Source organism: Paenibacillus sp. FSL E2-0151, from assembly GCF_037993015.1.
In the GTDB taxonomy this organism is placed as follows: domain Bacteria; phylum Bacillota; class Bacilli; order Paenibacillales; family Paenibacillaceae; genus Paenibacillus; species Paenibacillus amylolyticus.
The window spans coordinates 4,443,142-4,456,146 of the sequence record NZ_CP150308.1; the positions used below are offsets into that span (position 1 = coordinate 4,443,142).

At 44.3% G+C, this 13,005-nt stretch carries 6 protein-coding genes; all 6 read right to left on the reverse strand.

Annotation, left to right across the window (positions count from 1 at the left end; all coding sequences use genetic code 11):
* Positions 1-38 precede the first annotated feature (38 nt).
* Entirely contained in the window at positions 39-5,792 is a 5,754-nt protein-coding gene (locus MHI55_RS20045) for a hypothetical protein (RefSeq protein WP_340386684.1), read from the reverse strand.
* Positions 5,793-5,893: 101 nt separating this feature from the next.
* The gene (locus MHI55_RS20050) at positions 5,894-7,030 is read right to left on the reverse strand and encodes a hypothetical protein (protein ID WP_036607790.1); all 1,137 of its coding nucleotides are present in this window, start codon (positions 7,028-7,030) and stop codon (positions 5,894-5,896) included.
* A 13-nt stretch (positions 7,031-7,043) separates the two neighbouring features.
* Entirely contained in the window at positions 7,044-8,999 is a 1,956-nt protein-coding gene (locus MHI55_RS20055; RefSeq protein ID WP_340386686.1) for a hypothetical protein, read from the reverse strand.
* A gap of 11 nt (positions 9,000-9,010) precedes the next feature.
* Positions 9,011-9,421: a hypothetical protein gene (locus MHI55_RS20060; protein WP_076251166.1), complete on the reverse strand. Its 411-nt coding sequence runs from the start codon at positions 9,419-9,421 to the stop codon at positions 9,011-9,013.
* Between the two features lie 18 nt (positions 9,422-9,439).
* The gene (locus MHI55_RS20065) at positions 9,440-9,856 is read right to left on the reverse strand and encodes a hypothetical protein (RefSeq protein ID WP_076251164.1); all 417 of its coding nucleotides are present in this window, start codon (positions 9,854-9,856) and stop codon (positions 9,440-9,442) included.
* Positions 9,856-12,996: a M23 family metallopeptidase gene (locus tag MHI55_RS20070; RefSeq protein ID WP_076251163.1), complete on the reverse strand. Its 3,141-nt coding sequence runs from the start codon at positions 12,994-12,996 to the stop codon at positions 9,856-9,858. The genes MHI55_RS20065 and MHI55_RS20070 overlap by 1 nt, the downstream gene beginning before the upstream one ends.
* Positions 12,997-13,005: the final 9 nt, after the last annotated feature.

Sequence of the window (13,005 nt, forward strand, 5' to 3'; positions counted from 1 at the left end):
ACCTCCCAATCTCTCTATACGACAAAAAGAGCACCGAGTTAATCGGTGCCCGTCAGATCATATTGCAATTTCGAATCTGTGTAGATCTGGAGTTTATTTTTCATGACCGACACGGACAATGTATACCATTTTTCCTTCTCCCACTTAAAGGGTTGCATCGGAGAACCCACTGCAGTTGGATTGCCAGCAACGATTTTATATAGCTGCATCGGCGTTCTCATATCCAGACTGTTATCGCTATCTCCTCCGTGAACCATAAACATCCAATAATTATTTTCATCGAAGTATTTGAAAATAATTCCTGCGCCATTCCCATCCGTACTTGTATCCACCTTGAAATCAATGGAGAACTTATACGTCTCAGCCAGGAAATTATTGCGGTACCATCCACTGATGTCCTTCGTATCTGCCTTGGAATAAAACTTTCCAAGCAATGGATCCCGATCCCAATCGCCTTGACCGAATTTAGTCCAATCGTCTGATTGGGATAATTCCAGTGCATCCATATCCTTGGAATACGGATAGTACACATTAAATGGATCATTCGGATCATAGTCCTCCGGCACACCCAAACCACCTTCCCAATCTTCAGGATCCATCCCTCGATCGAGCAGATCTTCCGAGTAATCGAATATAAGACCCTGTGCCATGGTGTCCATCATCGGAATGTAAGCATCAGCGGTTTCACGTTCAGCCACCGGATGATCAGTCAGTGTGAAGCTCTCACGTGGTTCCATCTTGGCTTCGTGATACATTTCCATAAGATGAGCTGTTCTCTCGGGAAGGAACGCGTGCAACTGTTCCAGATACTCTGCTCTTTTCTCAGGTCTTTCAGCGAAAATAAAACCTGTGATGACTTGAGAACAGCGTTCTTCAAATGAAGCCATGAGAGAATCAGGATCTTCAATTTCAGACAATCTGGCGTTTGCTGTTCCAGTCGGCCACTCTCTTTCTATGCTAGATTCACGTTCCTCTGTTATCCCTTCAAAATCATCTTCACTAAGATAACCCGGGTCTATTAACTTACTGCCAAAACTCTCGCCGTCATTAACAATGTAACTTGTGTATGGCAGACTATTTCCGTAACTTAACTCCTCACTGGAGAAAGCAAACCTCTGGAGTGTGGTACCATATATCCCATCAAAATGCTCACCGGCTCGCTCATCCCCAACGCCACTTTCCATTTCATGTAAATGACCATATCGATCTATTTTCTCCGCTGCGAATTGCTCCCAATCCAGAGTCGTGCTTCTTAACAAGTTCATTCCAGAATCCAATTGATGGTTATACGCGTCATAAGAACTTCTGGAGCTCATGAACGAATTATCTTCAATATGAACGTCTCTCGTTTTAAGGTAAGCATATTCGCTTCGGATCAGGTCTAGCTGTTTATATTGGAAGCCAACCAGTTCCATGTCCAAAATGGATTCATTAAATTCCTTGTTTCCGTAGAACATGTCCTGATCCAACGATCCATTTCGCAGTTTCACTACATCATTGATCGTCTCATGGGTATGCGCCCATCTTTCAGCTTTTACCCCCAAAAGGTTGTCATGAAGGAATGCTGACCTATCCTCTTTATTTAACTCAAGCGTTTGGATCAAATCAGCTTCATTACCGTTTTTAAACGCATGAATTTGCTCATCAATAGTGGAATCTTTGGCATTTTTCAGACCGTACATGTTCTCTTCCAAATATCCATATTGCGGTTTGTCAGCGAGCAGATTCTCTTCCATATTGCCGTACTGGGGTTTGTCCGCTGAGAGTACAATCTCTGTTGTTCCATACTTCAAGTTTGTTCCACCAACAATCTCTACAGGTATATCTCCATAAGTGAGCCCCGTCCCACCCACAGATTCCACTGGAACATCTGCATATTTCAGATTTGTACCGCCTAGTGGTAACGTGAGGTCAAGGTAACCATTTTGCGGTTTATCCGCTATAAGTTGTTCTTCAAGATTAGCAATCTTTTCAATCGTGCTATCAGTTGTCTCATGAAGGTAAGCGTCATGAGTATGCTTGTATGCAAGAATCACATCATGATCCAGTGCTGAATCCTTTTTACTCTTTATCGAATCATAGATCAGTTCGACCAAGTCAGTATCTCTGATACCTTTACCACCGTACCAACCCTCACCATGCAATTCACTCAAGCGTAACTTGACAACTTCACTCTCAATTTCATGAACTGATGCCTCTTTCACGATTCTTGTAAAATGGTTATCTTCAAGCATGAGGGATAATCTGTTCATGTTATCCGAAATGATTTCAACGTTCAATTGTCCTTTGCGCATGATTGAATGAGCCGTCAGCATATCGTCAAGATTCGCAGATTTCATTACAGTAGTGGCTAGAGATATCTCATCTTGCACCGATCCATATCGATCTACCCTAATCGCTTCAGGAGTAATATTTACCAACGTGGATTCCCAAGCTTGCCGCATACCTTCGTTAAACTCAATATCCATCGCACCTTCTCTTGCCCACGATGAACCAAGCGTATATCCAATCTCAGCTACTCCATCTCGATATTTCGAGCTGCTTATGGAATAATCCTCGCTGAGCAGCGCAGATCTCCATTCCATAGTTGCCAGTGAGTAATCGATATCAATAGCTGCCTGACGTGGTTCAATCATGCCAATAGAATAGCTCTCATTCAAATACAACTGTCTGATCTTGGCTGTGCCTATGGAGTACTCACCACTGATTAAACCTTCTCTTATTGGATTAGTAGCCATAAGTTGTTGATCATACGAGTATCCCTCACGAGTCTTTGACGTTCCAATAGCATATTCGCTGTTCAAAAGCATCTGGCGTAAGTTCGTGCCACCCATGGTGTATTCATCATCAATTATTCCATATCGATACCGGGAAACCCCGCCCATATTAAATTCGGTATGAATCACACTCTCACGGTTCATGTTGGAACTCACGATATGATGGTCGAGAGCCATTCCGTCCCGTTTATATTTTGCGCCTATCCCGTACTCATCAAAGGTTTGTCCTCTGCGTTCAACTTGACTTCCTTCATACGCTGGGTCATCCGGGAATAATCCCCCTCCAGGATTCAGGTAACCTAATGAATCTTCGAACTCAATAATAGCCGGTCTTGCATTAAAATCTGCGCCGTAAATGACTTCCGTAATTTCGCCATGCTGATCTTCCTTTACTTTCACTCCCTCGAAAACGTCTGTCTCTAGAGTAGAATTACGTCTGTTCAGTTCAGCCGATCGAGATTCATCCTCAAGTACTGTTATGCTCAAATCTTTGGATGCTTCTGAGAGTTCCGTCCCTATATCACCAAGCTGAGATTCCTTCGCACCTTCGAAATTAAAGGAAATGATGCCTGATCTGCTTCCTTCTTTATCAGCTGTTAAGATCCCACAATCGATTAACGCATCTACCCGCTCTCTAACCCCAGCCAAAAACGGTTCATCAAAATAAACCGAAGCGCCTGCATTATTCACAGCTTCCATCATCATTTCCAGGATGACTGCCGGACTGTTCTCCAAGATCTCCCCTACGATAAATTCCTCGTCCAGATATCCAGGGTATGCTTTATTCCCCAACCATCCTCCACCAACCAAATTGTCCAAAAGCTCATCCCGAATCATGGTTGGTCGACTATTATCTCGGATGGATTGCAGGGTCGTTTCCAGATGTAACTTTTTACGATCTCTATGTGATACAAGTGGTTTCTCTGTCAGATGTACATGCTTCTGTTCGTCGTTCTTTCCATACGAATTTAGCTTTTCGAGCATGGTAGAACGTAATAATTCTTTGTCAGCCAAATGGTCCTCAGACTCAGGTAACCACAAATCATGAGCCAACGCTCTTTCTGCCGTTGTTGAACCAGCCGTATAACTTTCAAAGGATGCTTTTCTTTCTGCGCCTTCCTCGCTGTTCGGGATGAACAAATTCCTTTTTTCTGTTTTTGCAGTATGGAACTTGTCCTCAATATAGCTATCGAACTTGCTTTCCCTTTCACCAAGTGATTGCTTGTTGAGTATTTCAAGAGCCTCTGCAGTCACTCGTTTGCCTAACCTACTCTCCTTCTCTACATACCCAGGAACCTTACTGATCCTTCTGCTCTCCTGCAAATCTCTGAAAACAAAACCGTGCTCCTTACTTTCACGATAAGCCTGTTCTGCATGACGGTCCACCTCACTATGAACCACATAAATTCGTCGTGCCTTAGGACGCTTATGCTCAATATACATTTTCTCCACATAAACTCTTTGCCCCGTAGTCAAATCACCTATGACGTTCATATCTTCTGCTTGATCTCGAACAGCCCAAGGAAACTGTCGTTCCACATCCGTAATAGTCCCTATATCTCTGGATGCCAAAATGATACCGGATGCTGTAGTTGCCGGATGTTTGTCTATAATTCTGTGAGCTTGGAGCGGATGCCACAGGGTATCACTCGGACGAAAGACTAATGCATTTCGATGTTGGTCACGGCTGCTATGACTGAGATCATCATGAAAGTATAGTTGCTTGTCGACTTCTCGCGTACTTCTCATTTCGGTATGCAGAACTGTGGGGTACTGACGATCCTTCAATTTGGCAAATACATTCTCATGATTTGTCATTTCATTCTCAATTACCCGCGTAGCCTGATTCAGTTGTGAAAGAAACATATTCTCATCGATGTCTCTAATTGCTTGAACAATTTTGCCTGTAGTCGTTCCGCCAAACGTTGCTGCTCGCATAGCTGTTCCCAGTGTCCGCATGAGTGTCAATTGTGAAGTGTTATACACTCTTTGGGCTAACGGCAACGTGCGATCAAGGTGCATATACTTTATTTCCTGAAATCGACGAATATAAGCAGTTGACATATCAGAGAGAATGGATAATTGCTGATGATCATCTACCCTTTTCCCAATCATGGTAGCTTGTTCAGCAAATGTTTCTTTATGAACATCACGTAAACCTAGCAGATCCTGATATAGAATTTCCACGTCTTGTTTGCTTACCTTCCGGGATTGAAGGCTTCTCTCCAGTTCTGTACTTCTGAAGTGGTCTTGAATGGCTTCTAACAAAAAGTCATTTTGTGCCCGGCGTCCAATGATCTTCTCCACTTTCTCGAAAACCTCTGCCACATCCATATCCGGTTTATCGTTTCGAACAGAGTGTATCAATTGTTTAATCACCAGTTCAGAGCTGTTATCTTGCTCTGCACTATCTGCATAGTCCGCAATCATCCCAAATTCACTAACCCTGAAACTGATTTTTCCAGGCTCCAGCTTATCCAGATTCTTAACAAAGTTACGAGTTAAACCCAAATTACGGACAATCTTTAGCTCTTTATCGTTATCTACGCGCCAGCCCTCTGACATATCTTCAGGAATGAATGAGTCCTTTAAACCTCCGGGTCTGTGGCCCTCATCTTGATGATCCATCTCCAAAGCTTCAATTAACGCAGACCGCTGCATTTCAAACGAAAATTCCATGACATCGCCTTGCTTGGTACCTGAGCTCGATCCTTCCATAGAACTGTGCAGAAGTCCTTCTTTATCCTGTTTAGCTTCACTTAGGACAATAAATCGTTCTTCTCCTTCCAGATCCTTGCGAATCGCTTCCACAAGTTGATGATTAAATCCATGTGAGATCGATCTTGCCATGTAAAAATCAAGCATCAGGACACTTGGATACCGGCTGTAAGGCATGTATATAAATCGATAATCCTCAGGCCTGCTTCCTGTAGTTCCGACTGTAAACAGGTAACCGTACTGAGTTGTCGTGTAATCTATAACGGTGAAATCAAACTTATTGACTACTTGACTCACGTCACTGCCCCCTTCCAACTAAAAAAAGGGAACCCCTGAGTGGAGTCTCAGAAAGTTCCCTCTCACTGAATCTATACGACTCAGCTTTGATTCAGTTTAACTTACGCCGTATAACGGACTTCCTTCAGAATAGCCACACCCATACGTTGGTTGGCAGACAGATTCATGAAATTCTGCGCTGTATCGGTATCGAAGTAACGATACACTTCTTGGTCCCAGGACTTGCCTTCCACATCAATAATTAACTCATCCAGGTGAAGGATATTATGCTTCGTAACCGCGATGCAGTTATCGAATTGACCGCGGTAGCCCTCGTAAGGGTGAACCACGTAGATCGGAGACAAGTGATATTTGGATGTCCATTTGGACGCCTGGAAGCCTTGAGGCTCCAGTTCCAACCCCGTATCCCCCAATTCCGGATCTTGATAAGCTTTCCCCTTCGGTGGAGCTTGAGTAATAAAGGAAGGATAGTGCTGCTGGAATTCAATACCTGATTTGGTTTTCAACATCTGAAGTGTGTTGTTACCTGCAGAAGTATATTGACCGTAGTAATACGTTCCTGTTGTTGCAATCTGAGAGATATCTGGTTCTTCGATTACTGCTCCAGCTGTCAGCATTACATTTCCGTCTACGTCATTCAGGTTGTATTTGAACGGTTTCAATGCACCTGCATACAGGAAGGATTTTTTGTAATCAAGGAAGTTTACTGCTGGGTCCGCAACGAGAACCATCGCCAAACGATTGTTCATGACATTTACATACATGTATACAGGTTTTTCTTTATTCCGATCCGTTGGTGTATAGTTTTCCAGTGCCCATTGGTAGAGTACCGGATGTCCTGTTAGCTTGAATGTAGGGCGAGTGGTAACTGGTAGTGTAGTTGGTTCGCTGCCTTCCAATCCTTCAAGCAGCTGAACAGTCAACGTACTATGCTCCTCATAGGCTGGAACTGGTGCAACTACGCGTGGTACCAGAGCATGATTAATGAAACTTACATAGAAATGTTTAGTAATCGGTGTTGCTTGTGTTCCAATGGTCATGATCCCGCGAAGAATAAGTTCCTGAATACGGTCACTACTGTCCTTTTCTTCGTAAAATACTTCCCACAGATTTTGTTCCTGAGACTCGCCTGCAGTGGATTCAAATGGGAAACTCTTAAACCCTGTAACTTCCTCTTTCAGTTTTGTCAACACGTCCTGTGAAGTAGTGATTGTTTCTACATATTTAAAATTTGCCATTATGTAATCCTCCTTATTTTATCTCTTTCAAAAATGCAATCGTAATTACATCTGGTGATGGGGAATGCTTGAATAGATTCAACGGACTCTTGATACTGAAAAACTTGTAAACCTCTGTCCACGTACCCAACGCAGGTTTGGAAGGATCTTTCAGAATTTCTGTATCTACGATTAATTCATCGCGATTGACCAAATTATGGTCGTATATCGCAACTACACCGTCCATATAACCCCGATATCCTTCTGCCTGATGCACAAGGTAGATTGGGCTCGCGTGATACTTTCCTGTCCATAGGGACTTCTGGAACCCATCCGTATCTACAATCAATTTCGAGAGGCCCGGGGGAAGTTTACCCACAGAAGGATAGTTCGGAAGATGCGAAATAAATGCCGGGTAATACCGCTGGAACAAGACATTACTGCGTGTCTTCAACATGGACATGGAGTCCATACCATTTGAAGTGTACTCACCGTATTTGGCATAGGTATCCGGATTAAGATCCGTGAGAATATCATTTTTCGTATAACCTGTCATATCTGTTCGCAGATCACCCATACCTACAGTGACACCAAAGTTGCCTCCATGGTCGTAATCATTGAACGGAACGATCTTGCCTATGTATCCAAAACTGCGGTAATAGCTGTGAATATTCGGTGAAGGATCACCTTCCAGAACAAGAACTACTCGATCATTGTTTACCGATAAAGTGTAAGCTACCAGGTAATCCGGTCTGCGTTTTTTGTTAGGCAACCATGACGTTGTAGAATGTCGTCCGTGGAAAAACCGAGCTGCAGGGCTTACGATCTCTGTCTTGCCGTCATAATCCAGCTTCCACTTCGTGGACGGTGGGATGAAAGGTTTAATGGCTGATGAATCATTCCATGTCAAATACATATAATGTGCCTTCAATTGGTCAATGACTGTAGGTGCTTTCCCAATCGTAATGGTTGCAGGATCACAGATCCCATCATACGTTTCGCTCTGGCTTCCTTGAGTAACTTTCCCCTCGAAACCTTTTCCATAGTAGATGTTAATGTAATTCCAGTCATGGGCTGGCTGCTCAAACATGACATAATAATCACGAACTTGAATCCCTGTGGGAACCGTAGGCGTTGCTTTCACTACTGTCTGAGCAGTTACATTGTTCAGTATATCAGCTGTATAGAATAGTTCATCAAATTTGTAAAGTTGCTTTACAGGTTCATAAAAACTATCAACAATTGCTCCCCACGCCCAATACGGACTCCTGTCATAATAATTATCTGGTCTTGAAAAGTTGTATTGAAACTTTCCTTTCGGTGCAAGCTTGATTGCGTATGCCCAATCAGTTGGCATTTCTGTAACAATCTCAAACTGGTTCCACTCTTTTGATGGCTTTGTTGTTCCATCGAGTTTTCCAATTACCTGACGCACCAGATACGCTCTGTACCCGTCTGGAACTGAATTATCTAAAACAACGGTTACCAAGCAGCCAGGAACATCAACATATTTTGTTTCATTTGTCTGAGTGTCTTGGTAATTAAATTGTAAAACCTGAATTTTACGTCCTGTCTTATAATTGCCGTAAGTTTTTCCGATGTTTGCTGTGCCTGGTTGAGTCATGCCTTCCACTGCTTCGTCAAAATAGGTTTGCCTTACTTCCCATAAACATCCATCCGCATCTAGAGCAGAGTCTCCTGTGTAACTTTTGGCTTCCGTCCAATCCGGAATTTTGTATACTTCATACTGATTTCCATCCGAATGGGTGTACATGCCAACAATTCCTTTGTGATAACTTTTACTGTAGGTCACCCACTCAGCTCCGCTAGATTCGTAGACTTTCTCCCAGCGATTGGCGTCAATCCCGCCCTCTACTTTGGGAATATCAGCACCCACGATTTCATCGGCCAGCGTGTTAATTAGTTTTTGTGCTTCCGACTCTCCGTCAATATAAGCGGCAAAGTTCGTCTGCGGTTTTTGCAGTGCCATCGTCACCCTCCTTATCTCAAAAATTTGATGTTGTACCAGACCGACTTGGCTTCAGCCACCGCGTTAAAAAAGTCAAACGTGATGGTCGTTCCCGCCGGAATCGGGTAGACAATTCCGAAACTGTTACCCATGGAAACCGACTCGGGAAGTTCCTTCGTATAGATGGTACGACATACCTTCTCCGTCCCGATCATCAGCTCCCAGTAATCGCCGACACAGTAGTGGCTCGCAGCAAACGCAATGCTCAGGAACTCTGTGTCATACGCCAAGGTGAACGTATCAGACTTGGTGGTCTTCGCCGCCGGAATGTCCAACATCTGTCCCCGAATGAACGGGATCGTCTTTTTACTGAAGTGTGGGTACGGCAGCTCGCGCACTTTGTCGATGACGCCACCCGCGATGTAAGATACATTAAATGCCATGGAACCACCTCCTACATGTTATATACGACTTACGCTCGTTCCAGTTAAGCGTCCTTCGTCATCATAATTTAGACCAATATTGTAAGTGAACATGGACTCTCCAGCTGGATCATATGTACGGGCCGTCACCTGCGTTAGCCTGTAATACTTGTAATAATCATAATCCGGGTGGGAATAGCCCACCCCTGAAGGAAAGTCTTCCTCCTCCTCTGAGCCAAACTTCATCCAGATCGAGACCTTCCATGCTGATTCATACAAGAGGTCTGCCCCTGTCACTCTGTCCGGGTCCTGCATATGCTCCCGATATAATGTAACGGAAGGTTCACCTTCAAGAGGAGAAACATTTGAATTGGAGATACTGCTATATTTGCGAAGCTCCCGGTGGATTAGATCCAGCACGGGAAATACAATATTTTCATTCACAATGCCGGCCATTACACCATCACTCCCTTTCTTGCCCACATCATATCAATGACCTGTAACATGCCACGGTCGACCGAATAACTGGTTTTAATACTTTTAATCGTATATACAGCCCGTGTGGTGGTCGTTTTATCCGTCACAATGACGTTGTCGAGCAGATCAAGCGCAGGATTCGCAGGAATGGATACCTGTAACGTACGGCACATACGTTTCATATCAAAAAAAGCTCGTTCTGCCACCTGTCTTTTGGCTTCAACCGTCTTCGCCCAAGGAACGGCCAGCACCATGGTTCGGATTTCTCCTTTGAGTTCGAGCAAAATCTCCTTGTCTACGAAACTGCTCTGAATATCATTCGAGTCAATAACAACAATGTGGCTTCTTCCTCTGGACCAATCCGTGGATTTGGTAATGGAGATCAGATTGTCATTCTCAGAAAACTCTGTCACGACCGGTTTGTCATAATTTAAGCGCTCCAGTCGGTACGTACCATAACGGTCACAGTAGCTTCGATACGGAATCTCCGAGATCACCTCCTGAACAGCTTCCGTAACTTTGGCAGACCATTGCTCAAACGTCTTGCCATACTCCTCAATAAATGGATTAAGCCATCCGTTCGGTGTCAGCACCGTGCTTGCGTCCTTAACTTCAAACTCACCTTCCTGACCCGGTACGGGGACAATGACCCTGCCCGTCTTTTGATTCACTTCAATCAGATAGGTCTCGTCAATCACGTAGTCAGGATAAGAGCGATCCTTACTGGTTGCCCGCCAACCCACCATACCCGCATGTTTAACCAGATCTAGTACAACCGTTGATTTGACCCAAGCAGGCTTTTCAAATTCTACAGGCTGAGCTGGTGTTGGTGTAACTGCCGGGGTGGAGGTTGCTGTAATGGTCCAGCTTGCCGGATCTGCGAGCATCTCCTGATAATAGGTCCATACCTTGTCCACCCAATTCTCCCGATCTTGACTCCAGGTCATGGGAGCAATGTCTCCACCATTGTGGAAATAAAGTACATCGGCTTTTGAAGTCACTTTTTTACCTCTGGAAGCTAGTGCTTTGGACATCCGTTCTGCTCCGCGCTTCATTTGCTCCTGAATACCTGCGTATTTATCAGTACACGGTCCCTCACTAGGACAGCCATATCCAAGAATAAAGCTTCCGTTCTCATCTTTACCCTTCCCCTGTGTTCCGAGAACGGTCTCGTGCCTGCATATCGCAAGCAAAAACTTATGATCAGGCACACCATACACTGCAGCTTGGGCCTGTGCAGCCTGAATTATGGATGATGTCCGGTCCGTGCCAGCTGCTGCAGGCGGCACCGGATCTGGCACATTATCAATCTCTTCTACCTCTGGATAGGCTTTTTTCTCGGAAATGACTTTCTCGATAATGCGCTTGTACATATCTCGGGCCGTAATCTCCAGCGTGGAGCCTTCGCCATTGATGTCCACCTTGTCAATCAGTCCCGTAAATACCCGCATCATGTGCTGACCATATCCCATATATATGCGTATCGGTGTATTTTCACTCAGAACCCCGATATGGAATCCGTTTGCAAAATAAGACCATGGAGACGGTACACCACCAAGCTCGGGAAAATGAGCAGGATTATAATCCGGAGAGAAGAATCCTCTCGGATTGGAGATCGTCAGTCGTGCTTCCCTGGCTTCAGAATCAAACTGATCATCAATTTCGGCACTAATGATATTGGGAAGAACCTGCGTGTCCATATAGACAAAAGACCCGACCTGAATAACATCCGTCTCTGTCCTTCTATTATTGATAAAATCTCCGTAGCTGTTCGTTTGATAATATCCTTTGGACGGATCTAGCCCTTCTTCACTCTTTTGATTCTTCAACGGAGCAGGCAACAACTCTTGTATGCGAATATAATCAATGGCGAATTTTTTATACTTCTTACTCGAAGCAGGAACAGACCCGGTTGGGACAGTGGAGTTTTGTTTGCCCCCATAGGTCACCTTAATCTTGATACTCTTGGCTTTTGCAGGGATCACAATATTATTCAATTCCGTCAGTTTGGTCAGATCATATGCCCCGTTAAACTTATTCACATAGGCATACGTTTTACCATCAATCACCACCGCGAAAGAATCCCCTTCTGCTTCACTAAAATTAGTCCCCATTCCAATACTAAGCAGCCCTTGCGTGGGCATACTCAGTTTTGTCACGTTAATCTCAAATTCAGCTACGGCGGCTTTGCCTTCAAACGTATACAGTAACTTGCCTCCTGAATCAAACATAGTCCAGCCCGATTCAATCTTGGCATAATCCGAAAATTTCAATCCGGTTGTATAAACGTCTTTCTCATGCCAGTTTCGCTTGTCGAACTTCTCATTCAGTTTAATCTCTCCGGGATATCCCTCGACTTGAACCGGCTTTACATCAGTAAATGTTGTTTTCGCATTTCCATGCAGTTTGCGCTGTCCGCTCAGATATAATCTAGGATCAACTGGCTTGCCGCCCTCTCCGGTTCTCGTTGTTGGATTGACTCCTTCCCAAATTTCAAAATGCAGATGTTTTCCCTTGCCCGCCGCACGTTCTGCCGCAGACACCTTATGACCACCGGTATACACGCCACCTGTATTGCCCAGCGTTCCAATGACAGCCCCTTGAGCTACTTCATCATCCACCGAACAGAGAATTTCTTTCAGATGAAAATATTTGGTGATAACACCATTATCATGTCTTATATTTACGGCATTACCGGCACCTTCTGTTTTATTCAAGGATGTTCGGACTACTTTTCCGGCCCATGCAGCCAAAATTGGCGTTCCGATCTTCTCCGACAAATCGATGCCTCGGTGAATTTTTGACGCGCTATTACGAGGAGCACCAAATTCATCTGTAACAGGAGTGGTAATCAGCGTTTTACCCTTGATCGGAAAACAAATCTCCTGAGCATTCGCTTGAGTAGAACCGTTATATATACCATTACTCGACTCATCTACCCAAACGGATTCTGTACTGATGATGGGTACTTGCTCGGTTACGATATGCCTGAACTCTTCTGTCCGTCCCGGGATAAAGGCCAGCCGATCTACTTCGACACGGATATTGGGAAGTGCTCCTTCCCCCAGCTTCAGACGTTGGGACAGCACATTCATAACCTCATCCGAAATTGGAATCATTTTGTAATC

Bases quoted from the DNA above. Each gene is read 5' to 3' on its own strand.
- MHI55_RS20050 (WP_036607790.1), bottom strand. From the start codon at position 7,030: ATGGCAAATTTTAAATATGTAGAAACAATCACTACTTCACAGGACGTG.
- MHI55_RS20055 (WP_340386686.1), bottom strand. From the start codon at position 8,999: ATGGCACTGCAAAAACCGCAGACGAACTTTGCCGCTTATATTGACGGA.
- MHI55_RS20060 (WP_076251166.1), bottom strand. From the start codon at position 9,421: ATGGCATTTAATGTATCTTACATCGCGGGTGGCGTCATCGACAAAGTG.
- MHI55_RS20065 (WP_076251164.1), bottom strand. From the start codon at position 9,856: ATGGCCGGCATTGTGAATGAAAATATTGTATTTCCCGTGCTGGATCTA.
- MHI55_RS20070 (WP_076251163.1), bottom strand. From the start codon at position 12,996: ATGATTCCAATTTCGGATGAGGTTATGAATGTGCTGTCCCAACGTCTG.